Consider the following 23,662-nt stretch of genomic DNA (forward strand, 5'->3'; position numbering starts at 1 on the left):
TTCAAACGACTCTCAAAAATGGCTAGAGTCAAAAGTATAAACTGATGGCATTATCCATATCTGTACGCCTGCAAACCGTGACCGAATGCAGATTTATCCCCTCACCGAAGCCAGTTGAACAACATACCATCAACAAAAGCTCATTCCTTAGAGTCAGCTCTCGGTTTTCATCCACTCTTTGAAACGTTTCAAGTGTGGCTGGTTAGGGTCGTTTTTGACTCGAGTCTTGCTCAGCATGTAAGTTTCTCTGAAGGCTTCAAACCACAATTGAAGGCATTCCGCAGCTTTCGGCTCACCAGCTTGTTTTAAAACTAATGTCGCGACTTCGGCGGTTGAAAGATGCTGCTCATTCTCGGAGCGGCGCATGATGTATTCAGACAGAGATTCCGGCTCAATGGAAAGCACAGGCAAAGATTTAAGAAAATCAGAACGACGGAATATCTTTCGTGCCTCACGCCAGCTACCATCAATAAAGATCAGCAACCATTTTTTGTTCTCGACATCTTCTTTTACCAATCGCCCTGGCTCTAGATCTTCAATTAAACGAGAGGGATCATCCACATAGTCTGCAGGAAATACAATCACCGGTTGGTAACTGTCATCCTGTAGTAGCGCTAGCATCTCTTCAGACGGTTCTGTTCGGTTCCATTGATACACGTAAGTCTCTTGAATCGTATCAGCGATTAGACGACCGGTATTACTTGGCTTAAACACTTCGTTTTCAGAAACAATCAACATACATGCAATATTGGCCTTGATGTTTGGCTGAAGGTCGCACAAACAGTGTTGCTCAGAAACCTGGCAATATTGGCAACGAACCACTTTACATCCACGCGCGTTGAAAGGCTTGGTTGAGATAGATTGTCGGTACTGATATAAACGGTGGAAAGCGTGAATTCTCATGGTAAGTAATGCCAAGTAAAAAGTAGAGCGCGATTCTACTGATATTATGGTTTCGCCTCAAGATAAGCCCATCAGCAGTGTGTTGAAATAATTTCACTCTTATCTCGGTCATAGATAAAGAAATAAATAAGGGAATGACAGTGACAGAAACGACATTTCAAGAACCCTCATGGCTCAGATTAGGCTTTTTCCTTGGCGTATTATTGCTTTGTGCTATTTGGGAGAACAAATTGCCTAGAAAAACACTGACCGCTTCGCGCAGGTTTCGCTGGGTCAATAACTTGTCATTGGTTGCTTTTAACAGCCTAGTTATTGCTTTAATCATGCCTATCGCCGCCTTTCAAGCTGCGGTCATAGCTCAGGAGCAACAATGGGGGCTGCTGAATATTCTGTCCCTCCCCGCTTGGTTAAATATTTTTCTAACCGTCATTTTGCTTGATTTCGTCATTTACGCTCAGCATGTTGTCTTTCATCATGTAAAACCGCTGTGGAAGATTCACCGAATGCATCACGCCGATCTCGACATAGACGTCACTACAGGCGCACGCTTTCATCCCTTCGAAATAATCATTTCAATGGGAGTAAAAATTGCAGCCGTGTTTATCTTAGGTGTTTCACCTATCGGAATTGTGGTATTTGAAATTGTGCTTAATGCGAGCGCGATGTTTAATCACAGTAATGCAAAACTGGCTTTATCTATGGACCAAAAACTGCGAAACGTCATAGTTACACCAGACATGCATCGCGTGCACCATTCAGTGATAGTAAAAGAGACCCACTCAAACTTTGGTTTTTTCCTTTCAGTTTGGGACCGCTTTTTTGGGACATACCGAGCTCAGCCTAAGTTGGGTCATGAAGATGTTGTTATTGGTGTGCCGGAAATTAGAGACGAAGAAGAGCAAAGATTAGATAAGCTGTTAACGCAGCCCTTTCGCTACAATAAAGAGAAGAAGTAATGGTTGAAAAAATATTGTTGGATGAAGTATGTCAACAAAACGAATAGACCAAGCCTAAACCCCAGTTAAACACTACTTCATCCTCATGATGTGTAAGAACAGATTAGTTTTCTGCTAGCTGACGCTTTTTGTTTAGCTGAGTAATACCAACAAATAAACCAACAACACCAAGCACTGCACATGCCAAAGCATTGGTGTTCATTACTTGCTGTGCCTCTATTGAGCTGTATAGAAAAGCAAGGCTGAAGAAAGTGGTGGCAAAGCTCAAACCTGTCAGTACGCTGAAACCAGCAAAACTGGCCAAGTCTTTAAAATCGTTCATAACGAGTCCCTGTTTACAATCCTTAATCGAGTGTTGTGAAAATAATAATTAACGAAATATTTGGCGCGATTGACTATGTTTTCGCGCATTCCATAACCAGATAGATACCCCAAATGAGAACCCTAAAAACAGTGTCTTCATTTGTAGGGCGACGTTGTTATCTAATATTTCTAATGTATAGTGAGCGTGGGAACTAAAGATAACATTGGTTATAAGAATCAATAACATAACGACTAGGCCAGAGCGGCGATGCTTGACCAATAGATACGCTGCTAATAAGTCCAATAGTCCCAAAGCGCTCCAATACATATTCAACCAGCGTGGCGCAAAATCGTAAGGTAAAAAGCCACCAACAATGTTGTCATAAAGATGAACCACTCCGCCAACTGTCATAAAAAGGCATAAGAGAAACACGACGAATTTATCCATTACCGTTTCCTTATCTGAATGAATGAGCAAAGCATATAGAAGTCACTTAAACATTTGTAATCCCATCGCCATTTTTGAGATCGACAGTGCCATTATCAACACGATGAGAACAGTAACGGCTGCTCTACCTTCTTTATTTAGCATAGTGTTTGCTTTGTCATTGTCCCAAATCCGCCAATGCAACGACAGAATCCTCCTTTAAATCACGCCTTGGTTTATCAACTCTCGTACCTTTTCCAGCCCGCGCTGAAACACAGTATGTGCATTCGCGGGAAGGCCGCTCTCGACATCGTGCCAGAAGAACGCGAAATCATGTCCACCATCGTCTTGCGTATGAAACAGCCATGAATTAGCGAGGTCAGCACACTCACACAAAACAAAATGCCATACTTGATTTTGAAAGCCACTGTCCCATGAGCATAAATATCGTGCGGAATGAACATGTGTGATACCAGACTCCTCAGCGAGCTCCCGCTTGGCCGCTATGATGTAACTTTCATCAAACACTTCAACAGTGCCCTTGACGAGCTGAACACCCGCCAACGGATGTTTAAAAAGTAGGATCTCTTGATTTTGATTACGTAGAACGACGGGGCAAACTTTATCGATCACAAAACCACTCCTTCTTATGGCTTTAGCTTTCTCTGGATATAAAAAAATCGCATGAAGCTGCATGATTCATTCCTTTGAATTCTGGCGACATTCTAGTCAACGAGTCCCTCGAACAAAGCATTAACATCACGTTGTGATAACTAAACCCTTTAGAAATGAACGAGATGAGATGTAACTCACTTTTGCGATGCAAATAGGAGCCATTAAATGAGTAGCCGTAACAAAAAAGCAGAACCGAGGTTCTGCTTTTAGTCGGTGGAAACATCTCATTTACTTGGTCTGATGAAGCTCATACTTGTGCAGCATTGCTTGCTGGTGCCCAGCAATTTCCGCCACTTGCTCAGAACTCTCAACCATAGACTCAAGCTGCAGCTTTGTGCGTTCGCCAAGATCAGAAATATGTGTGATGGATTGAGATACATCTGCCGTCGCTCGTTCTTGTTCTTCTGTAGCAACTGAGATTTGCTCAACACGTTCTTGAATGTGCTTAACCGCGAGGTTGATATCAGAGAATGTCGATTTCACTTCATTGCTGGACTGTAGCGCGTGGGTCATTTCTTCTCTTGAATCATTAACTGCTTGGCGCGAGCGCTCTGCGGCAGTAATAAGCTCGCTCATCATTTCTCGGATGTTCGTAGTTTGTTGAGAGGTATCACTTGCAAGTTTGCGAACTTCATCAGCGACAACCGCAAATCCACGCCCTTGCTCACCAGCACGGGCAGCCTCTATTGCCGCGTTGAGAGCAAGTAAGTTGGTGTTGTCCGCGATCCCACTGATCATATCCACCATTTCACGAATCTGTTTAACACGCTGGTCTAGCTCTAACATTGACTGTTCATTTACATCCAAAGAGCTTTCTAATGACTCCAAACGTTCGCGGTTTTGTTCCACGACTTGAACCCCTTTTTCAGTGTGTTGGGTTGCAAGGAGCGAGTCCTGTGAAGATGCGTTTGTCACCATTGCTATTTCACGAATAGAGGCTTCAAGCTGCGTTATGGTCGTGATCATACTCGACAACGCTTCATTTTGTGTTGCCAACCCATCACTTGTTTGTTCGGCTGCACTGTGACTTACTTCTGCCGTCTGATAAAGCGTTTCACAATTGCGCGTCACCGTTTGAATGGAGTCATGTGTGGAATCGATTACTTGATTCAACTTTCGTGCTACTTCTTTCAGCTCATAGGGGCCAACTTCTTCTGCCTTGTCACGAAAATCATGTTCGGTAAGTGCTGAAAGACGCGTTAGTACATTCCTTAACCCTCGGTTTGTCCATGACTTGAGACTAAACCAAGTAACAAGAATAATAAAAGAAATCACACACGCCGCAAACACGAGCACAACGCTCACCGATTCAATGGTCTCGTTGACCACCCGCTCCTTTTCATCGATCAACTGACCAGCGGTTTGGGAGATTTGATCAAGTAACCGCATGGTTTCATCCGCAAGCATCGAAGCCTGTTTAAACTCTGAACGTTGCAATTCCCCTTGTTCTAGTTTGGCGAGGATCAAACGCAGCACGCCCTTTTCACTAAAGCCTTGTTTCACCATCTCATATGGTGCGGTTAAGCTTGCATATTCACTTACTTCAGGATGGAAAGATTGGAAGTCTTCATAGGCGAGTTTAATACCTGCTATGCGATTTCGCATTTCTCGGTATTCTTTTTCGGCTTTGTTTAATTCTGAGTGCATCATCATGACTAAGAACGTACTTTCCATTGAGCTTGCAGAAGCAATGAAACGGTTAGCGGCATCGCTCGACTCAGGATTATCAGCACTAAGGAACGAACTGATTCGATTCATTTCCGGGCCGATAGAGCTAAGCCCATAGCGAAAACCACCAACAGCGGCATCAATATCCATTTGAATTTGTATCACCGAAGATTGCTTCAACAAAATGGACTGCGTGATGTTATGTAAACGCGCTAGTTTGGTGTCTAACTCCTCCGAGAGTTGCTGAGCTACACCAGACGCTTTCACAACCAAAGTTGTGCTTTGAGTTGCAAGAGAGTCGATTTGCTCTTTTACGAGAGGCAACTCTTTCGGCTCAGTAATCTGCATACCATGGTTGAGTAGCTTAACCATCTCCAATACATTCCTGGTTAACTTTGCGTTTGCCATCGCGATTGGTAATGCTTTTTGCGACAAGTCTTCAAATTGTTCCCCTACCTGTTCCATTCCTTTGAAACTTGAGACAGAAAGGGCTATAACAAGAGCAATGATAGTTAAAAATGTTGCACTGACAGCCTGAATCAGTGAAAGTGATGTGCGTGAGCGTTTTCGCTTTGCCATAATCAATTTTTATTCTTTCTTAAGGTTGAATCGGTTCTGCAGTGATTCCGTCACATTTGTGAGACAAAACCGTGATTTGCAGCCCATACTATGGATTGGTTATGACACTAATATTTCAGTTGTGAGTCATAGAGATGACAGGTGGTGATTTGCGTCGAGTATATTTTCCTTTGATAATCAGTGTGCTACTAAGCGCCTGCTCTTCTGGGCCTGAGCCTAGTGAGCAAGCTCAAGTGACAGCACCTACAAATCAGCTATTGTCGGACAACCCCGACTTGTTCGAGTTTTACACAGAGTGGCACGGCACGCCTTATCGCTTAGGCGGGACACAGAAATCTGGAATTGATTGCTCAGCATTTGTACAAAAAGCGTTTATTGAGGCTTATCAGCTCTCGTTACCAAGGACAACGAGGCAGCAATCAACGCAAGGTGTGGAGTTAAGTTGGACGGATGCCAAGCAAGGGGATCTAGTGTTTTTTAAAACAAGACGTACAACTTATCATGTCGGAATTTACTTGGGTAACAAGCAGTTCATGCATGCATCGACGTCTAGAGGTGTGATTATTTCAAGAATCGACAACCCATACTGGGCATCTAAGTTTTGGCAAATAAGAAGAGTTACAATGTAACTCTTCTTACTCTTAACCGGACATTGCTGTAAGTTAAAACAATATCAGTCGTAAGTCGCAACAGCATTATCGAACAGATTTTTGACCAGAGCGATGTATTCATCAAGGAACGTGATCTGTTCATTGGTCGCTTTTTTATGCCATACCCCAGCCAATATCTCACCAAGATCTTCAACAACTGCATCAGCCTCTTTCAACAATTTGAAACGTACGCTCGAGTGAAGTTCTGGATTTTGCTCAAAAATCGCCATGATGTTTGAAGCCACCATATCGGTGACAACATCTTCGATGCTTTCGGATCCAGTGTCGCCAATTTCGGTCGTAAAAATATCTAGATTTAGAGACAAGTGCTCGATAAGAGCGAGATATCCATCGGTTTCTAAAACCACTGTTTTTCTCCGTTTATTGCAAGCCTTCGAAGCTGAAAGCAGAATAGTTTCAATAGTAAGACATGCCGAGAAAATTTCATTAACTTATTTCATATTAACAAACATTCACGAACCAACTGGATGATTTTCAAACAATTGAGCTTTGCTTCACTGAATTCGGATACAGGGTTTCTTCAAACCTTTTTATATTTCAGCCATTTTCATGCAAACAGGTTTGGTTACGACCATTTTCTTTTGCACGATACAGCGCAGCATCGGCACTCTTTAACCATTGAGTGTGAGTTTCAAAATAAGGCTTATACTCGCAAACACCAATACTTATCGTGTAATTAATCAAAAAATCTTCCACTTTCACGATCTCTTGCTCAATTCTTTTGCGCAAACGCTCTGCGAAATAGCAAGCTTGCTCCTGGTTTGTGTGAGGAAGTAGTACGGTAAACTCTTCACCACCAAAACGACCGCAGATGTCACTGCTTCTTGCTGTTTTTCTCAACAAGGCAGAGGTTCGACGAATGACTTCGTCCCCTGTCGGGTGACCATAAGTATCATTCACCTTCTTAAAGTGGTCGATATCGAATATTACTAATGAGCATGGTCCGTCGATAACTTTTAAGTGAGCAAACTCATCTTTCAATGATTGCTCCCAATAAGCGCGATTAAATAAACCTGTTAAACCATCTTTGCGACTGATTTCCGACAAATGTTGATTTGTTTCTTTCAAATGAATGCGATTTCTCGCAGTTTCAGAAACATCATTGACTTGAATCGCTATGTGGCTGACCTCTCCTGAGAGCCCAATTAACGGCGTGATCACGATATCTTGATACATAAAATCACTGCTGTTTGAAACCGGAGAAAAATTGTTGAACTTAAAAAGATACGGTCGGTTTTCCCAGCTAGAAAAAGAACGAGTTTCCAGATCGGCGGCAGCTTTTATCTTGGTTTCTAGCCAAGTTCTTGGCAGCTCTTCAAAATGCTCAAATAAACATTCACCAAGAATTTCTTGTGATAGAATGCCACTGTATGACTGCATAAAACTGTTCCACACACACACTTTATACTCTTGATCCAAAACAATAAGCCCTGAATCCATCGTATCGAGAATTTGTGTGACCCAATGAAAGTCTGCTATGTCCAGCGTGATATCGGACATTAGATTAGCTCCATGATTTCATAGATTATTTCTACGGATGGCTTATCAATTAAAAACAGTACCTCGCACTCGAAATCGAGCGCTTCTGCCATGTAGGTGTATTCGATAGTAAAGAGCTCACCCAACTCGCCTTGCTCTTCACAATAAGGTGTTAAGGTATCCACAATGCCTGGCTGACGAAGTGAGAACTGCTTGTCGAGTTGATCGCCCAATGATGTGAGAAATGACGAAACCAGTAGGTTAGAGATATTCAAGATGATTTCATTATGAGGCGTAAACTCAAGGAGGTAACCTAATTTTTCCCCAATCTGATTGATATCCCTACCACGTAAGCACACCAGTGCCTCTCCGTGAATACCACCACCGACAAACCTCTGCGCTACCGCAACGGAACTGTCACGCCCAACCACATCAACCAGTGTCATATGAAGCTCGCCGTAGGACAACGGTCCAACATGAGGAACAGGAAGTTGTATGAACTCATGTAAATGGTCGGCCATAATCGCAGCCCCTTTACCAAGGGCAATGTTCGCAATTTCACGGAATTTGGCTAGTAAGGAAAGCTCTTCGCAACCCTGGTTTTTAGAATCAACCGAATGACTAGGTTTGAACGCATAATGCAGTCCTAATTGTTCGTATAGTGGGAGCACCTGCTCTTCTGTCAGAGGCTTAGCGATAAAAGCTTGAGCACCAAGATCGAGACAGCGCTGTTTTGCCTCTTGTTGAACATCTCCAGAAATAATGACGATGTTGGTCGGGTACTGACTAACAGGTAATGATTCGAGGACCTCAAAACCATCCATTATGGGCATCGTTAAATCGAGAAACAAAATATCGATATTTTGCTCAGCAAGAATATTAAGCGCCTCATAACCATCTTGCGCTTCAATAAGATGCAATGATGTATCTTGTACGATAGAACGCGCAATAAGCTTTCTTGCAACAGCTGAGTCATCACATATCAGTATTTTCATGCCACCAATGGAACTAACGTCAAAAAAATCATAATACCTGTTGTAAACGTTCATCTCCATATGCTAAGCCAACAAATCAGAGGCTTATAAGCGATTTGATTCACATTTATACAAATTGACTACACTAAGAGGAAGGTTTCTTTACTAAGTATGCTCAACATAGCGCCAACTCCCTGCTATTTATCCTAAACTATTGGTGGTCAAATAGATTCGCGAGGTTTTGTATGTGGCAAGCAATATCGCAACAGCTTTCTGATACTTTATTGTTCGATTACCAGATCACGGAAAAAGTAAGGCTGTCTGGTGGGGATATCAGTGAAAGCTACATGATCAATGATGGCGAGCAACGTTATTTTGTGAAAATTAACGATCGCGAGTTTTTGTCTAAATTTGAGGTAGAAGCTGAAAGCCTGCATCTTTTGCGTGAAACATCAACCCTATTTGTACCTGAGGTGGTATTGGTTGGTAAAACCAAAAATGCCTCATTCCTAATTCTTAACTACCTTCCAACGAAACCATTAGAAGATGGTCCCAACAGCTTTAAATTTGGGCAGCAATTAGCTCACCTACACCAGTGGGGCGAGCAAAAAGAGTTTGGTTTTGATACCGACAACTATCTCGGTTCGACTCTACAGCCCAACAAATGGCACAAGAAATGGTGTGTATTCTTTGCTGAGCAACGCATAGGATGGCAATTACAGCTCCTTAAAGAAAAAGGCGTCACCTTGGTTGATATCGATGACTTTATCGACGTCGTAAAACAGCGGCTAGCAAACCATGCTCCGGAACCTTCTTTGTTGCATGGCGATTTATGGAATGGAAATGCGGCACTCACTGCATTCGGTCCTATCTGTTACGATCCTGCATGCTATTGGGGGGACAGGGAGTGTGATATTGCGATGACAGAGCTTTTTGGTGGATTTCAACCAGAATTTTATCAAGGCTACGAATCGGTTATACCACTTTCTTCAAGCTATGAAGAGCGTAAAGATATCTATAACCTTTACCATGTTCTCAACCATTGTAATTTGTTTGGCGGCCATTACTTGGAACAGGCTCAACTGGTTATTAATAAAATCATTTCTTATTAATTTGGAAGCCACTGCATATTTCAAGATGTAAAATCTCGAGGCACATCACTACAGAAAATCACCCTAAGCTCAAGGTTGAGTTTGGGGTCAAGTTTTGTACTTATTTCGACTCAATTAGCAACAACTCGACCTAATATCAAAGGAGACTTAACTTTGGATTGTGCCTATTTTCCTTGTAGGCAAAGTAAGTAAAGGGCTGTACTTCCTTGATGAATAGTGTGTTTAAAAGCCCTGCGAGATTAGGAGTTGTTGTATGAAAAATTATACCGAAAGGTATGTAAAGTGCCCGCATTGCGGACATTCTATCAGCATTACATTGGATGCAAGCAATGGTGACCAAGAATTTTATGATGATTGCCCAGCTTGTTGCCACGCTATCCACCTAAATATGCGAGTGGATGAGCTACAAGACAAGGTCGAACTATTTATCGATGACAATTACGAATAGCAGCTCGAGCATGTGAACATCAGAAATATAAAAACGCTTAAATGAAAAAGGAGCACTCGGCTCCTTTTTCTCATTCTAAAGCTGTTTTGCTGCAAGAACGCGCTCAACAGTATCAACAATTGCTTGAGTCTGAGGATCAAACTCAATATTAACACGCTCCCCTACTTGTCTCACTCCGAAAAGCGTTCGCTGCAAGGTTTCTGGAATTAGGTGTACCGAAAAACGACACGCTTCAACTTCACCAATAGTTAGCGAGCAGCCATCTAAACCAATGTAACCTTTCGCTAATACATATTTCATTGATTCTTGCGGCAGTTGGAACCAAATCGTGCGGTTATTGGGCGTATCGATGATATCGACAATATCTGCCGTTAAACTAATATGACCAGACATGCTATGCCCGCCTATTTCGTCACCAAACTTAGCCGCGCGCTCAATGTTTACGCTATCCCCTTCCACCAGCCGACCTAAATTAGTAAGAGCCAATGTCGCTTGCATTAAATCAAAACTGATAAGGTTGCCTTCGATCTTAGTCACAGTTAGACAACATCCGTTGTGTGCAACGGATGCACCAATTTCTAACCCTTTACAAAGTTCATCGCTTAACTCGACAACGTGCGTTTGAAAGCGTTCTTTTTTATCAATTTTAACGACCTTCGCCGTACCCTGAACTATTCCTGTAAACATTTCTTTTTACCTATTGATTTAATACCAACTGTAGTCGAAGACTAAGCCCTAAACACTGCGCTACAGGTCGGAAATAAAGACCGCAGACGATAAAGCCATGGCTTAATGAACACTGGTTTGTTCTCATGCATGCTTCAACATTACCATGATTCGCTGCTGTTCTCAGTAAAAGCGTATCCTTAGCGTGGAGAGCGTCCAGTCAGTGTTATCGACTATTCGCTACCTAGCTATGGAATATGAACATACAATTGTTTATCATTTGCGCGGAGTTTCTCCGAGGCATTTTTTCACCTTATCGTGACTAAAATCAACCATCAGATCCGTTCACCACATCTTTTGCCCTCGAGTACTCTCATTCTTTCAACTTATTGTTCCGCTCTGGAGTATTTTTCGTGCATCGCTATAAAGAAGAAGCATCAAGTCTTATCAAATTGGCGACCCCGGTATTGATCGCATCTGTCGCTCAAACTGGTATGGGGTTTGTTGATACCGTAATGGCTGGCGGCGTTAGCGCCACCGACATGGCTGCGGTTTCTGTCGCTTCAAGTATTTGGCTACCATCCATTTTGTTTGGGGTGGGTTTATTAATGGCATTGGTCCCTGTTGTCGCACAGTTAAATGGCTCTGGTCGTCGAGTGAAAATCCCGTTTGAAATTCAGCAAGGCGTCGTTTTGGCATTGCTGATCAGTGTGCCGATAATTGCAGTCCTGCTTCAAACCCAGTTTATTCTCGGGCTGATGGATGTTGAAGCACTGATGGCTGAAAAAACGGTGGGATACATTCATGCCGTTATATTAGCAGTACCCGCTTTTTTACTTTTCCAAACGCTTAGAAGCTTTACGGATGGTATGTCATTGACGAAACCGGCAATGGTTATTGGCTTTATCGGTTTGCTGCTCAACATTCCTCTAAACTGGATTTTCGTGTACGGCAAGTTTGGTGCACCTGAATTAGGCGGTGTTGGCTGTGGTGTAGCAACCACGATTGTTTACTGGGTCATGTTTGCCATGCTATTGCTATATGTGATGACATCAGAGCGATTGAAAAGCATCAACCTATTTGGAGAATGGCATCGCCCACAATGGAAAGCGCAAGTTCGTCTATTCAAGCTCGGCTTTCCTGTTGCAGCAGCGCTGTTTTTTGAAGTAACACTGTTTGCTGTCGTTGCACTGCTCGTTTCACCACTGGGTCCTATCATTGTGGCAGCGCATCAAGTCGCGATTAACTTCTCCTCGTTGGTATTTATGCTACCAATGAGTATTGGTGCAGCAGTAAGCATTCGTGTCGGCCATCGACTTGGTGAAGAAAACGTAGATGGCGCGCGCGTAGCGTCACGAGTCGGCATTATGGTTGGTCTAGCATTGTCCGTTCTCACAGCGATTTTAACCGTCTTGTCTCGTGAGTGGATCGCCGAGCTTTACACTAGCAACCCAGAGGTAATCACTCTAGCGATGCACCTGCTCGTATTTGCCGCTGTTTATCAATGTACGGATGCGGTTCAAGTGATCGCAGCTGGTGCATTACGCGGCTATAAAGACATGCGAGCTATCTTCAACCGTACTTTTATTGCTTATTGGATTCTTGGGCTGCCAATTGGTTACGTCCTTGGCCGTACAGACTGGATTGTCGAGCCAATGGGAGCACAAGGCTTCTGGCTTGGTTTTATCATCGGCCTATCTTCTGCGGCCTTTATGTTAGGCGTCAGAATGCGTTGGATGCATCGCCAAGAGCCAGAAGTGCAATTGAACTTTTCAGTTCAATAAAAAGTAAAAAAGCCAGCATCCGCTGGCTTTTATGATCGAATAATCACACGGTTGAGTATACTTATAACAAGATTACGAAGCGGTTGATTTTGCTCTCTAGACAACGGATACGAAGTTATAAAAAAGGATATTTGTGCGGTCTATTTTATTGTTCTTAATCTTGATTCTTAATGGTTGTGATAACTGGTTCAATCCAGAGAACGCCATGTTTGATAAGTATCATCAACGTGTAGCCAATGTATTGGACGTTCCTGCTATTCCAATAGAATTACAGTCTACGGTAACGATTCCTGCGAAACGCGTTTTGTTCGAGCCATTGCCAAGGCTATCTATTGGCCTGCTAGAGAGCTATCAATTACGACAATGCGGACTCTTTAATTTACTTGCCGAGAAAAACTCACAACTTGGAAAGGTGCAGGATGCCTTTCATGATTTTGATTATCAAACTGCCCTTTTAAGAGTCATGAATCGATGTTTATCCGAATTTCCACTTAGCGATGAAGAACGCGCGACATTGACAGAGCTTTACTCAACCAAGTGGCAGCATTTAGACATTCATCTCGACAACTTACTACTCGTAAGTGATGCCATGCAAAAGCAACTAACTGCCTCTGATTGGCTATCTCAAAATACGACGAATGATATTGCACGCATTAACGATGTCTATCGTATTTTCAGCGAAATGTATGATTTACCCCACCGCGCGGTCTCACGTCTACCCGATGTGGAAGTTACTCAATATCAAGAAGAGTTAGAGAAATCTCGTTTACTCGGACGACTTTACTATTCAATGGTAAACACATCCCTTTGGTTAAAAGCAACAACTCAGCTACTTGAGCAGAACCAGAGCAACGTATTGTGCGGGCCGAACAGAGACACCACCCAGTTCCGCTACTTAAGAAATGTCTTTCAATCCATTTACGTTGAAGAAGTGCAACCTTATTTGGCTTATTTAGACAGTACCTATCAACAACTTAATGATGGTGCCACTTTGGTGGAGAACCGTATGCAACTCCATGGTCACCAGTATGGCATCATTGAGGCACATAGAACATTTAGGCAAGAAACCCTAAACCACGTTCAGTTTTGGCAGGGTCTCTTCAAACGATGTGGCGTAACCGTTGGCAACTAGTAAGTGCAGAGCGTTCTATTCCTTCAACCTTTCACGCAAGAATCGAGCAAAACGTGGTTTACCAGTATGTGTAAAACCGTTATATCTAAATGTAATGGTTGAACCAATTTTCGGAGGCTGGCGACGCACTTCATCGGTAAATCCGCTACCGATGTAAAACTCAATGCCATTTGGTAAGCGAACTAACATTGCTCCCATCATACCTAATAAGCGCCCTGTTCCTGGCTTATAACCCACAACTAACGCTTCATCATCTGCGTATCGTTTTAGTTTAAGCAAATCACTACCGCGTCCAGCCTGATAGCGGCTTGATACCTTCCGCAACATCACCCCTTCACCGTCGGATATTGAAATTTTATCCAACTGTGTAAACAGATGAGCTTCATTTTGAATGGCTCGGTGCTCGACATATTTGATATGAGGCTGGTCGACTTCAAGCACTAAATCTTTGATGTTGTAATAACGCTTCCGATAATCACCAGCGGAATATGGCATATCAAAGATCATAAAGTCGATATGTCGCCAAGCAGACTCTACAGGAGTTTTATCTAATACCGTTTGCTGAACAAGATGGAAGTTACCTCTCCCAGCCCAAAGTTCACCGTCCAACGGATAATCAGGCAAAGGTCCTGTAAACCAATCAGGGGCGTAGATTCGATTACCATTTCTCGTCACGAGATGTTGCCCAGTCCAATAAGCGCGAACACCATCAAGTTTTTCGCTATACCAATATTCAGACACATCAATACCATCCTGATAGCTTTGTGCAAGAGAAACTGGTGGTGCGAGAGAAGTATCCGCTTGAAGCTGTGAAGACGCTGCCATAACAGCCAGCGCAATTAATGTCATTTTTAATGGCATAAGAAGACCTTGTACAAAAAATCGTCTTTATTGAAACGTAAGTCCTCTCGATGACCTATTTATTACTAGTTGTTCTTCGACTCATAACAATCAACATTAGTAATAATTTGCAAAGATAATCATAAACTTTAGACAGGTTTTGCATTTAGTCGTTACACGTTATTCACTTAAGGCGGATGGTTCGTCAATCGAGTTGGAATCTAATCATGACGAGATCCCCCGCTCTAATGACTTCTTTAGGTTCAACACCTCTTATAAGCAAACCATTTCTCTGTGCATTTTTGATTCTCAATTTGAGAATCAGTCCTTTCTCAAATTGAACAACATCATCAACAGCGCTTAAACTTTTGATTTTTAAATAGTTTAAAATTGGCACGTTACCTGCTCTATATCCAATTAGAAAAACAAACGGAGACAGAGTCATGGAATTACGCAAACTAGAAATCAATCAAGACAAGTTAGCCATTGAGTTTTTTGGTGACTTAGACGCAAGCGGCTGTCGACAAGCACAACATCACATTGATGAAGTAATTCACAACAATCATCACAAAGAAGTCGAAATTAACCTACAGCACGTCCAATTTCTTGATTCTTCAGGGATTGGTGCCATTGTTTACTTATATAAGCGTCTAGTTGAACGTGAAAGAAGCATGAGTATTGAAAACGTATCAGGCCAACCTTTAGAAATCATGAGCTTGCTTCGTATCAACCATGCCATTCCCGTTAACTCAAAAGGACACTAAAAATACCGGTTTAAACGGAGGTTGGCATGGTAAATCTTATACGACGATATGCATTAAGCGGTCTTGTTGTCGGCATGTTTGGTTGTTCGTCGTTTGACTACCCAGAACACGGAAAAGGTGGCTTGGCGGAAAGCTATCAAGATATCTCGATCGAGAATTATCAGTTTTCCCCTGTGATGCCTGACGAGCCTTTAGGTCCAGAACATGGGTTAAGGTTTGATTGGCAACTGACCAAGTTACATCTAGACGCACTAATCCAAGAGGGAGCGCGCTGGTGTTTTCCTGCGGCAGTTGTTCAGGCCCTTGAAAAACAAAATAGAATTGCGCGCGAGTTGGAAGGTGGGCTTTTACTCGACGCTGCCAACGACCTTGTGATTCAGCGTCGACGCTTAAACCAGCTCGAACAACAACTCGACTACGTACTGAGCCAAACCACTTGCACACCGCCCGATGATATTGAAGCACTACGTAGCGACCTAAACATAGTGTCGGATATCTATGCACTACTTAATATCGACAACCAGTTTGCTGTCGATTCAGCAGAAATCAACCCGAAGTACATGGGACATTTGGCAGAAGCAGCCTACATTTTACGTGACCACCCTAACCTATCTCTTGTAGTAACGGGGCATGCGGATGCAACTGGAACACCCGATTACAACCAGAAACTTGCTCAAGCGCGTGCAGAACAAGTAAAGCGTTACCTAACCGTATTTGGTATCACTTCAGAGAGAGTCACTACCAAATCTGTCGGAGATAACCTGCCACTCTATGAAGGTGAAACATCCGCCGTGCGTTTAACTAATCGTCGAGTAAGCATCGAGGTTATTAGCCCTAATTCAGATAGCGATACCTCAATAAACCGCAACCCAACGGCAGGAGGCGCGCTATGAACACGATGAAACCATTTATCCTCTTAATGTTGTTGTGTCTGGTCGCGTGGGTACCTTCTTCCATAGCGGATGAGAGCAATACTGTTAAGGTCGGTGATTTAATACAGATTAACTTACCTGGAGAGGCGTCGTTAAACCAAGGGTTTCAGGTTGATCGTCGTGGACGAATTAATTTACCAGAAGTCGGCCCTGTATTAGTGGCCGGCTACAATGAACAACAACTCCAAGACGTGATTATCGACAGGCTAAAGACCGTGTATCGTGACGTTAACAACGCTCGAGTTTTTATTAAACAGCAACAGTTGTTAGTGTCCGTTCAAGGCTACGTGGTCAAACCCGGTGAATATACCTTACCTTTTGGGTCCAACATTCAAATGTTTGTGTACGAAGCTGGCGGCCTGCGCGCTGGGGCTCAGCTTGATAAAATGATCGTGAAACGTGGAAATAAAAACATTGAATTTGACTACAAACGCTTCCTTGATACGGGTGACAATAGCCAACTGCCAAAATTAGAATCACTGGATGTCTTATTTGTCCCCGCTTCCCCACTCGTAGGGAATATTGAGCAAGAGTTTGATGCAGCAAAACTCGCGAATTCAGGTGACAGCGCAGATTCCGCTCGTGCAATCAAAGTCTTTGGTGAAGTCAACGCACCTGGCTCGTTCTCATACAAGCCAAACACCACGCTAGTTGATGTCGTAATGCGAGCTGGCGGCGTGACACGATATGCCAGTGTTGAGCAAATTCGCGTGATAACAAACAATAACCCAACCATGTTTAACCTGAAAAAGTACCTTGATACTGGAGACCAAAGCCTACTGCCGGAGATCCTGCCAGGTGCCACCATCTTTGTCCCAAAACAGGAAGAAGAAATCAAAGCAGGTGCAAATGTGGTTTACGTGATGGGTGAAGTCGCCCATCCTGGGGCATACGAAGGCAAGCAAGGCGCTAGCTTCATGGATATCCTCGCCAACGCTGGCGGGCCCACTCGCTACGCAGAATCTCGCCAAATTCGCGTTATAAAAGCCGATGGCAAAGTCATCAAATTCGATCTTACCGCGCATACAGAAGGACTATCTTCAGCCAGACCACCAAATGTTGGACCAGGAGATGCGATTTTCGTGCCGGAGAAAACCGATTTCAATGAGAAGTCTTGGTTAAAAGTAGCACCTAGTAGAGCGGTCGCAGTGATGGGAGAAGTTGTTCGCCCTGGACGCATCGAGTGGTCAGACGAAATGGATTTGATTGATCTGCTTGCACACGTTGGTGGCCCAACTCGACGAGCTGATACCACCAAAATTGAAGTCGCCAATAACGGTCAAATGACACAATTTGACTTAGACCAATACATTCTGGATGGCTCACCAACATCAAGCCTACCTCGAGTTTCCGCTGGTACAGTCGTAAGGGTACATGCATTGCCTGACGACCCATCCGATAATAAATCGCAATGGGTAAGCCAAAGCTCTGACGCATCGATATACGTTTTCGGGCAAATCAATGCACCTGGGCGCTATCGTTTCACTGAAGATATGCATTTTCTGGATATTTTGTCTGCCGCCGATGGACCGACAATGGATGCAGATATTCACAACATCCGTGTCACACACCGAGGCCTAGGTTATGCCAAAGTGAGTAAATTGAATTTATCGATGTACTTTGAAACAGGTGATGAATCAATTCTGCCCCACGTTCGTCCTGGTGATACCATTTACATTCCAGAAAAAAACAAAAACTGGTTAGATCGTTCAAAAGAGTCCACGGTACGCGTATTAGGTGAAGTAAGAGACCCAGGGCGATACGTATTCAATGACAACATGACTGTGCTTGATCTGTTAGCGGAAGCAGGAGGACCAACTGACAATGCCTACCTTGAAAAGATCAGTGTGGTCAATATGTCTTGCTGCCAGGGCCAAGCCCGAACATTTGATTTGGTGAACTTTAGTAAAACAGCCAACATTTATGAGCTGCCAGTCATTCGCGCAGGCGACACGATTTACATTCCCCATAAAGACGAAAGCTTTGTTGAAAAAGCGAGGGCCGGATTAAGAGATATTTTACAAATCACCACAACCATCGTGTTAATAGGAGCGTTGTAATGACTATTCCTGCAACTCACGCTGAGATTGAGCAAATTTATCTTCAGAGTGAACAGAAAGGCCACAAAACGATTTGTGTTGTGGGTTGTAAATCTGAAGATGGTGTCACTTCCGTGGCGTCATCTCTTGCAGAGCGCTTGGTTTTAGCAGGCCACAATACTTTGTATGTAGACCTTAACTTATTCAAACCCGCTTATCACACTGTTCACGACTTTGATGATGACGAGAAGGTTGGCCATTTGATCACACGAGAGAATACACATCAAACTTTAGTCGGCCTCCCTGCTCCATCTCTCGCCAGCACTCAGTTAGCGTACCGAGACCCAACAATGCTGAAACGAAACATTGCACAATGGTTAACGCAGTACGAGCGCGTCGTGATAGATACATCACCACTTCTCAGTGTCAACCGAAGCAATATTGCGCCTCAAGTGATTGCTGGCGTATGTGATGCTACTTTGTTAGTAGCGCATTATGGTTCTACGACTGCAACCCAGCTCGAGCAAGCCAAAAAGCTACTCGATGCTAGCGATGCGAACTTGATTGGTTCTGTACTGAACATGAAGCACACTCCAAGCCTGAAAGATGAGTTAATCCGCCAAGTTTCCAAGCTGCGTTTCTTACCAAAAAAGTGGAAAGAAAAACTGTCTCAGCAAATTAAAAAAAGCGAACTGTTTATGTTATAGGGAGCGCTATTATGACGATAAATAACACATTGACTATCGAGCAAGAATTAGTGGATGAGCATATTCTTCAGCAAATGATCAAAGATACGTGCGCCGAAATCATCCCTACCTTGATTGATCACTATGTCGAAGAGTCACGCGATCGCATGGAGAAAATAGAGCAAGCATTAAGCACAAAAGACCTTCAAACATTAGAGTTCGAGGTTCACACACTGGGCAGTTCTGCTCTCGCTCTAGGCAATCGAACGCTTTCAAGACAAGCAAGAATGATTGAGAAGTACTGTGTCGAAGGAAAAATACCAAACGCATTGGAGCTTTGTGAAACACTTCCTCAACTCGCCAATGAATCGTTTGATGCGTTAGAAAAGCGAAAAGCTCAAGGGTTTGAGTAGTATCAGTGTCTTACTCCCTAGCGAAGCATCGCGTTTGATAAAGCGCGATGCCTACATCATCTCAGAAATTTAGGCTCCAAATTCAGTCACCCTCGCCAAGCCACACACCTTGAAGTTATTTGGGCATAACTTAATCAATTAAAAAGTATGGATTTTTCGCAAATTTCCTACCTTGTGCTAATACTTAAATAACGCTTTTCTCAAATTGAGAATTTTCAGCACTAGAGAGCAATAAACCACTCATAACGCCAAATAGTAGTGCTGACAAAAATCATAAAAAATGAAACAAACTACGTTGGGATGGGACTATGAGACCAAGGGTGTTACTGGTAGAGGACTCTACTTCACTAGCCATACTTTATAAGCAGTATGTGAAAGACGAACCTTATGACATTTTTCATGTCGAGACAGGTCGCGAAGCGATTCAATTTATTGAAAGAAGCAAACCTCAGCTCATCATTCTCGATTTGAAACTGCCCGACATGTCTGGCGAAGACGTGTTGGATTGGATCAACCAGAATGACATTCCTACGTCCGTTATTATTGCTACGGCACACGGCAGCGTCGACTTAGCCGTTAATCTAATTCAAAAAGGTGCGGAAGATTTCTTAGAAAAGCCCATAAACGCTGATCGCCTAAAAACATCAGTCGCATTGCACCTCAAACGCGCCAAATTGGAAGATTTGGTGGAAAATATTCAGTCCAAGTTTGATCGCCACAACTATCACGGATTCATCGGTTCAAGCCTCCCGATGCAGGCGGTATACAAGACCATTGATGCTGTTGCGCCAACTTCTGCCAGTGTGTTTATTGTGGGAGAAAGCGGCACAGGTAAAGAAGTTTGTGCTGAAGCCATCCACCGCCAGAGCGACCGTAAAGACAAGCCTTTTATTGCAATTAACTGTGGGGCTATTCCACGAGATTTGATGGAAAGTGAGATTTTTGGTCACGTTAAAGGGGCCTTTACTGGAGCAACAACAGATCGAAAAGGTGCGGCGACGCTGGCACATGGTGGCACGCTTTTTCTTGATGAGCTGTGTGAAATGGAACTAGAGATGCAAAAGAAGTTGCTCCGCTTTCTACAAACGGGCACTTACACCCCTCTTGGTGGCACTCGAGAAATGAAAGTGGATGTGAGAATCATTTGTGCCACTAACCGAGATCCATTAACAGAGGTAGAAGAAGGTCGTTTTCGTGAAGACTTATACTACCGTGTGCACGTTATACCTATCGATATGCCCCCATTACGTGAACGAGGAAGTGACATTGTCACGCTTGCCAAGCACTTCTTGACCACTTACGCCAAACAGGACAAAAAGAAATTCTCAACAATCGACAGCGAAGCTCAACATATCATCAAGCATTACGAATGGCCGGGTAATGTAAGGCAACTACAAAACATCATACGTAACATTGTGGTGCTTAATAACGACGAAAAAGTCACGGTGAGCCACCTACCCGCTCAACTTACTAAAAAGTCTAAAGTGACGAAAACAACGACGCCTGCGCATGTTGCTCAAGAGTCAGCAAACATTGCACCAATCACACCACCACCTGTTTATACTGAGGAACCTTCACCTTCTGCGGTCGAACCGTCGATTACCGCAGCGGAGCTGCCTGGTACACCGTCCTCTGCTGCTACCTCACCGTACTTTAACTCTGATGGAACCATTCGTCCTATGTGGCAAGTAGAGCGTGAAGCAATTCAAAACGCAATCGCGTACTGTGATGGCAACGTCCTCAACGCCGCTGTCATGCTGGAGTTAAGCCCATCTACGGTTTACCGAAAAAAACAAGCGTGGGAAGCGGATGAAATTAATCTCGAACAATCTTGATAAACCTGCCATTGGTGAAATTTGGATCTTGCTTGATAGCCGTCTATTCGGCGGCATTGAAAGTCACGTTATCGAGCTAGCTCGGGGATTAATCGCCTTTGGAAACAAAGCTCGAGTTGTGCTAACCACTGAGTATTCGCCAGCCGCTCAGATTGTACAGAAGGCAAAAGAAGCCGCGATCCCTGTGAGTTACTTAAACTATTTGTCTGGCGAGCCCAATAAAGCTTTAAAAATTAAACACCTAACAAGCGCCGTCGCCAATCACCAACCCTCAGTGGTTCACTCCCATGGTTATAAAGCGTCGATTTTGTCGCGCTGCGCCAAACTGCTCACCCGTACGTTTCCTCGTTTGATTTCAACTTATCATGCTGGTGAATCGTCCTCAGGGAAACTATGGCTATACGATTGGCTTGATAGAAGCTCCGGCAGCCTATCTGACCATTGCTTTGCTGTCAGTCCAAGTATTCAGCGCAAAGTTTTTTGTTCTTCAGAACTGCTGAATAACTTTGTTTCGATTCCCAACAGTCAACTCAACTATCAGGAGATCGCTTTTGTCGGCCGATTGAGTCAGGAAAAAGGCGCCGATCAATTTATTGAGGTAGCGAGGCTCTGTCCAACATTACAGTTTAGTGTGTACGGTGATGGCCCGGAAAAAGAGTCGCTTAATCAAACTGCCCCTTCAAATGTGACTTTCTTCGGCCATCAAACCGATATGGAAGGTGTTTGGGAAAATATCAGTGTACTTATCATTTCTTCTCGTTATGAGGGTCTTCCAATGGCGGCGCTTGAAGCCATGTCGAGAGGCATTGCCGTGATGAGCTTACGTGTAGGTCGTCTTCCAGATATTATCCAAACGGGTAAAAATGGTTTTATCGTCGAAGACATTCCCTCTCTTGCTAAATGTCTTCATGACTGGATGTCGATTGGTGAAGCGCAACAATCACTCATTCGCCAGAATGCTCGACAAACCATCATTGATGATTTCTCAGCGCAAAGTGTGATTCCCGTATTGCTACAAAAATATCAAATTGAAACGGATCACTAATCCATATTGGTTCTCAATATGAGAATGATGAGTTCCAAACATAAATATCATATAAGATTCAATCACATAAACTAATAGCATATTTTGGCATCTCTATTGCAGCTCAGCAGTTAACGCAGATTAATGATGAGACAGAGGTGACTTATGACTACGCCAAAACGCATTCTATATGTTCATTATGGTGATAATTGGATTCGCGGCAGTGAAGTGGTGCTTCTGGCTCTCATTTCAGGAATCGACCGCAATAAGTTTGAGCCATTCGTATGGTCAAACTGCCAACCATTAATCGATAAGTGCCATTCGCTCGGAATTGAAGCGGAACATTCATCCTTCAATTTGGTTGGTGGTTGGAGCGCTCCACGCTGGGATATTAGCGGGTGGAATAGCCTTATCAAACAAGGCTCAGCTTTGATCGAAAAGCACAGCATCGACTTGGTACACGTCAATAGCGGCGGCCCTTGTCAATGGATGTGTTTGGCTGCTCGCATGAATCATATACCACTTGTCACGCAACTTCATTGCCATTATACATTGCGCGATCGCTTCTCTCTCGGACTTCACCTCTCTCCAAAATTGATTTGCGTTAGCAAAGATGTTGGACGCGAAATTCTTCAGGACGGCTACCCGCAAAACCAACTTCATGTCGTACACAACGGCGTGTCACTTCAAGGCGTGGATACACCCATCGACATTAAAGATCGACTCGGAATCCCATCACAGGCCTTTACCTTTCTGTCGGTGGGTTCGCTGATTAAGCGCAAAGGGTTCGACCGCCTTATTCGCGCAATGCGCATGCACAACTACCACCACCACAACCCTCACCTTGTTATTGTTGGTGACGGCGAAGAAAGAGAAGCATTGCAACAGCTTGCCGCGGATCTTGGTATCCAAGAGCGAGTGCACTTTGTCGGGGAGCAACACAATGCCGGAGAGTGGATGTGTGGTAATGCAGACGCTTTTATTAGCGGCGCCTATGAAGAGGCCTTTGGTCTCGTGCTCGGGGAAGCGGCTTTAGCTCAACTGCCTATCGTGGCTCCTAAAACGGGAGGCATTCCTGAGTTGTTCGAGCATAATCACTCTGCATTGCTGTACCAGAACAGTGGAATGGCGAGCCTGTTAAACGCGATTCAACAAGTCATGCAAGACGCGGCATTAAGAAACAAGCTGGCGGAAAACGCTTACCTACATGCTAGCCAGAACTTAACGACGACTGCATCTATCAACGCTATTGAACGTATTTACGAAGGTGAACTTAATAACAACGCCATTACACCAATGCCAATGACTCACTGCATGAAGCCTCTTTCACGCTGGTTGAGCATCAATTGAGG

The 23,662-nt window shown here is 43.7% G+C and carries 24 protein-coding genes; 14 read left to right on the top strand and 10 right to left on the bottom strand.

The window, feature by feature from the left end; genetic code table 11:
- Positions 1–153: 153 nt before the first annotated feature.
- A complete protein-coding gene (locus tag R7Q48_RS14565; protein WP_021033873.1) occupies positions 154–903 on the bottom strand; it encodes a tRNA-uridine aminocarboxypropyltransferase in 750 nt (249 codons plus the stop codon).
- A gap of 140 nt (positions 904–1,043) precedes the next feature.
- Between R7Q48_RS14565 and R7Q48_RS14570 the strand changes: the two genes are divergently transcribed.
- Positions 1,044–1,859 carry a sterol desaturase family protein gene (locus tag R7Q48_RS14570; RefSeq protein ID WP_031777247.1) on the top strand — a complete coding sequence of 272 codons (816 nt, stop codon included), beginning with the start codon at positions 1,044–1,046 and terminating at the stop codon, positions 1,857–1,859.
- A 103-nt stretch (positions 1,860–1,962) separates the two neighbouring features.
- Here R7Q48_RS14570 and R7Q48_RS14575 read toward each other — a convergent pair whose 3' ends face one another.
- The 4 genes from R7Q48_RS14575 to R7Q48_RS14590 form a co-directional block, all read right to left on the bottom strand.
- A complete protein-coding gene (locus R7Q48_RS14575) occupies positions 1,963–2,181 on the bottom strand; it encodes a hypothetical protein (protein WP_005389537.1) in 219 nt (72 codons plus the stop codon).
- A gap of 48 nt (positions 2,182–2,229) precedes the next feature.
- The gene (locus tag R7Q48_RS14580) at positions 2,230–2,610 is read right to left on the bottom strand and encodes a hypothetical protein (protein WP_005377611.1); all 381 of its coding nucleotides are present in this window, start codon (positions 2,608–2,610) and stop codon (positions 2,230–2,232) included.
- Positions 2,611–2,808: 198 nt separating this feature from the next.
- Positions 2,809–3,222 carry an NUDIX hydrolase gene (locus R7Q48_RS14585; protein ID WP_021707743.1) on the bottom strand — a complete coding sequence of 138 codons (414 nt, stop codon included), beginning with the start codon at positions 3,220–3,222 and terminating at the stop codon, positions 2,809–2,811.
- A 270-nt stretch (positions 3,223–3,492) separates the two neighbouring features.
- Positions 3,493–5,511, bottom strand: a complete 2,019-nt coding sequence (locus R7Q48_RS14590) for a methyl-accepting chemotaxis protein (RefSeq protein WP_017820668.1) — start codon at positions 5,509–5,511, stop codon at positions 3,493–3,495.
- Between the two features lie 134 nt (positions 5,512–5,645).
- Here R7Q48_RS14590 and R7Q48_RS14595 point away from each other — a divergent pair, with 134 nt between their 5' ends.
- Positions 5,646–6,140: an NlpC/P60 family protein gene (locus R7Q48_RS14595; protein ID WP_005377619.1), complete on the top strand. Its 495-nt coding sequence runs from the start codon at positions 5,646–5,648 to the stop codon at positions 6,138–6,140.
- A gap of 44 nt (positions 6,141–6,184) precedes the next feature.
- On the opposite strand, the gene R7Q48_RS14600 is transcribed toward R7Q48_RS14595, so the two are convergent.
- The 3 genes from R7Q48_RS14600 to R7Q48_RS14610 form a co-directional block, all read right to left on the bottom strand.
- Complete coding sequence (locus R7Q48_RS14600; protein ID WP_005377620.1) at positions 6,185–6,529, bottom strand: DUF3802 family protein; 345 nt, start codon at positions 6,527–6,529, stop codon at positions 6,185–6,187.
- Positions 6,530–6,719: 190 nt separating this feature from the next.
- Entirely contained in the window at positions 6,720–7,682 is a 963-nt protein-coding gene (locus tag R7Q48_RS14605; RefSeq protein ID WP_005377621.1) for a GGDEF domain-containing protein, read from the bottom strand.
- Positions 7,682–8,656 (bottom strand): response regulator, encoded by a 975-nt coding sequence (locus tag R7Q48_RS14610; RefSeq protein ID WP_042523017.1) that lies wholly within the window; start codon positions 8,654–8,656, stop codon positions 7,682–7,684. Before R7Q48_RS14610 ends, R7Q48_RS14605 begins: the two co-directional genes overlap by 1 nt.
- 224 nt (positions 8,657–8,880) lie before the next feature.
- Between R7Q48_RS14610 and R7Q48_RS14615 the strand changes: the two genes are divergently transcribed.
- Together R7Q48_RS14615 and R7Q48_RS14620 are read left to right on the top strand one after the other, a co-directional pair.
- Positions 8,881–9,747, top strand: coding sequence for a fructosamine kinase family protein (locus R7Q48_RS14615; RefSeq protein ID WP_047102259.1), 867 nt, complete (start codon positions 8,881–8,883; stop codon positions 9,745–9,747).
- A 253-nt stretch (positions 9,748–10,000) separates the two neighbouring features.
- The gene (locus tag R7Q48_RS14620; RefSeq protein ID WP_047102257.1) at positions 10,001–10,195 is read left to right on the top strand and encodes a CPXCG motif-containing cysteine-rich protein; all 195 of its coding nucleotides are present in this window, start codon (positions 10,001–10,003) and stop codon (positions 10,193–10,195) included.
- A gap of 75 nt (positions 10,196–10,270) precedes the next feature.
- Here R7Q48_RS14620 and R7Q48_RS14625 read toward each other — a convergent pair whose 3' ends face one another.
- Complete coding sequence (locus tag R7Q48_RS14625; RefSeq protein ID WP_005377625.1) at positions 10,271–10,882, bottom strand: riboflavin synthase; 612 nt, start codon at positions 10,880–10,882, stop codon at positions 10,271–10,273.
- Positions 10,883–11,274: 392 nt separating this feature from the next.
- Between R7Q48_RS14625 and R7Q48_RS14630 the strand changes: the two genes are divergently transcribed.
- Together R7Q48_RS14630 and R7Q48_RS14635 are read left to right on the top strand one after the other, a co-directional pair.
- The gene (locus R7Q48_RS14630) at positions 11,275–12,645 is read left to right on the top strand and encodes an MATE family efflux transporter (protein WP_005377626.1); all 1,371 of its coding nucleotides are present in this window, start codon (positions 11,275–11,277) and stop codon (positions 12,643–12,645) included.
- A gap of 133 nt (positions 12,646–12,778) precedes the next feature.
- Positions 12,779–13,777, top strand: coding sequence for a DUF3080 domain-containing protein (locus R7Q48_RS14635; protein WP_213969924.1), 999 nt, complete (start codon positions 12,779–12,781; stop codon positions 13,775–13,777).
- 15 nt (positions 13,778–13,792) lie between these two features.
- Here the strand turns inward: R7Q48_RS14635 and R7Q48_RS14640 are convergent, their stop codons facing one another.
- Positions 13,793–14,638, bottom strand: a complete 846-nt coding sequence (locus R7Q48_RS14640; RefSeq protein WP_086046755.1) for a DNA ligase — start codon at positions 14,636–14,638, stop codon at positions 13,793–13,795.
- Positions 14,639–15,060: 422 nt separating this feature from the next.
- Between R7Q48_RS14640 and R7Q48_RS14645 the strand changes: the two genes are divergently transcribed.
- The 8 genes from R7Q48_RS14645 (at position 15,061) to R7Q48_RS14680 (ending at position 23,660) form a co-directional block, all read left to right on the top strand.
- Positions 15,061–15,381: an STAS domain-containing protein gene (locus tag R7Q48_RS14645; RefSeq protein ID WP_017634929.1), complete on the top strand. Its 321-nt coding sequence runs from the start codon at positions 15,061–15,063 to the stop codon at positions 15,379–15,381.
- A 26-nt stretch (positions 15,382–15,407) separates the two neighbouring features.
- Positions 15,408–16,274, top strand: a complete 867-nt coding sequence (locus R7Q48_RS14650; protein ID WP_053350556.1) for an OmpA family protein — start codon at positions 15,408–15,410, stop codon at positions 16,272–16,274.
- Entirely contained in the window at positions 16,271–18,373 is a 2,103-nt protein-coding gene (locus R7Q48_RS14655; protein ID WP_176310960.1) for an SLBB domain-containing protein, read from the top strand. The genes R7Q48_RS14650 and R7Q48_RS14655 overlap by 4 nt, the downstream gene beginning before the upstream one ends.
- Positions 18,373–19,059, top strand: coding sequence for an AAA family ATPase (locus tag R7Q48_RS14660; RefSeq protein WP_033905258.1), 687 nt, complete (start codon positions 18,373–18,375; stop codon positions 19,057–19,059). The genes R7Q48_RS14655 and R7Q48_RS14660 overlap by 1 nt, the downstream gene beginning before the upstream one ends.
- 11 nt (positions 19,060–19,070) lie before the next feature.
- Positions 19,071–19,451, top strand: coding sequence for an Hpt domain-containing protein (locus tag R7Q48_RS14665; protein WP_182039670.1), 381 nt, complete (start codon positions 19,071–19,073; stop codon positions 19,449–19,451).
- Positions 19,452–19,759: 308 nt separating this feature from the next.
- Positions 19,760–21,286, top strand: coding sequence for a sigma-54-dependent transcriptional regulator (locus tag R7Q48_RS14670; RefSeq protein WP_053350558.1), 1,527 nt, complete (start codon positions 19,760–19,762; stop codon positions 21,284–21,286).
- Positions 21,261–22,331, top strand: a complete 1,071-nt coding sequence (locus R7Q48_RS14675) for a glycosyltransferase family 4 protein (protein WP_033905256.1) — start codon at positions 21,261–21,263, stop codon at positions 22,329–22,331. Before R7Q48_RS14670 ends, R7Q48_RS14675 begins: the two co-directional genes overlap by 26 nt.
- A gap of 144 nt (positions 22,332–22,475) precedes the next feature.
- Positions 22,476–23,660, top strand: coding sequence for a glycosyltransferase (locus R7Q48_RS14680; protein WP_256903205.1), 1,185 nt, complete (start codon positions 22,476–22,478; stop codon positions 23,658–23,660).
- Positions 23,661–23,662: the final 2 nt, after the last annotated feature.

The sequence above is a fragment of the Vibrio sp. 378 genome (genome assembly GCF_033339435.1).

Bases quoted from the DNA above. Each gene is read 5' to 3' on its own strand.
- R7Q48_RS14565 (WP_021033873.1), bottom strand. From the start codon at position 903: ATGAGAATTCACGCTTTCCACCGTTTATATCAGTACCGACAATCTATC.
- R7Q48_RS14575 (WP_005389537.1), bottom strand. From the start codon at position 2,181: ATGAACGATTTTAAAGACTTGGCCAGTTTTGCTGGTTTCAGCGTACTG.
- R7Q48_RS14580 (WP_005377611.1), bottom strand. From the start codon at position 2,610: ATGGATAAATTCGTCGTGTTTCTCTTATGCCTTTTTATGACAGTTGGC.
- R7Q48_RS14590 (WP_017820668.1), bottom strand. From the start codon at position 5,511: ATGGCAAAGCGAAAACGCTCACGCACATCACTTTCACTGATTCAGGCT.
- R7Q48_RS14595 (WP_005377619.1), top strand. From the start codon at position 5,646: ATGACAGGTGGTGATTTGCGTCGAGTATATTTTCCTTTGATAATCAGT.
- R7Q48_RS14605 (WP_005377621.1), bottom strand. From the start codon at position 7,682: ATGTCCGATATCACGCTGGACATAGCAGACTTTCATTGGGTCACACAA.
- R7Q48_RS14610 (WP_042523017.1), bottom strand. From the start codon at position 8,656: ATGAAAATACTGATATGTGATGACTCAGCTGTTGCAAGAAAGCTTATT.
- R7Q48_RS14615 (WP_047102259.1), top strand. From the start codon at position 8,881: ATGTGGCAAGCAATATCGCAACAGCTTTCTGATACTTTATTGTTCGAT.
- R7Q48_RS14620 (WP_047102257.1), top strand. From the start codon at position 10,001: ATGAAAAATTATACCGAAAGGTATGTAAAGTGCCCGCATTGCGGACAT.
- R7Q48_RS14625 (WP_005377625.1), bottom strand. From the start codon at position 10,882: ATGTTTACAGGAATAGTTCAGGGTACGGCGAAGGTCGTTAAAATTGAT.
- R7Q48_RS14640 (WP_086046755.1), bottom strand. From the start codon at position 14,638: ATGCCATTAAAAATGACATTAATTGCGCTGGCTGTTATGGCAGCGTCT.
- R7Q48_RS14645 (WP_017634929.1), top strand. From the start codon at position 15,061: ATGGAATTACGCAAACTAGAAATCAATCAAGACAAGTTAGCCATTGAG.
- R7Q48_RS14650 (WP_053350556.1), top strand. From the start codon at position 15,408: ATGGTAAATCTTATACGACGATATGCATTAAGCGGTCTTGTTGTCGGC.
- R7Q48_RS14655 (WP_176310960.1), top strand. From the start codon at position 16,271: ATGAACACGATGAAACCATTTATCCTCTTAATGTTGTTGTGTCTGGTC.
- R7Q48_RS14660 (WP_033905258.1), top strand. From the start codon at position 18,373: ATGACTATTCCTGCAACTCACGCTGAGATTGAGCAAATTTATCTTCAG.
- R7Q48_RS14665 (WP_182039670.1), top strand. From the start codon at position 19,071: ATGACGATAAATAACACATTGACTATCGAGCAAGAATTAGTGGATGAG.
- R7Q48_RS14670 (WP_053350558.1), top strand. From the start codon at position 19,760: ATGAGACCAAGGGTGTTACTGGTAGAGGACTCTACTTCACTAGCCATA.
- R7Q48_RS14675 (WP_033905256.1), top strand. From the start codon at position 21,261: ATGAAATTAATCTCGAACAATCTTGATAAACCTGCCATTGGTGAAATT.
- R7Q48_RS14680 (WP_256903205.1), top strand. From the start codon at position 22,476: ATGACTACGCCAAAACGCATTCTATATGTTCATTATGGTGATAATTGG.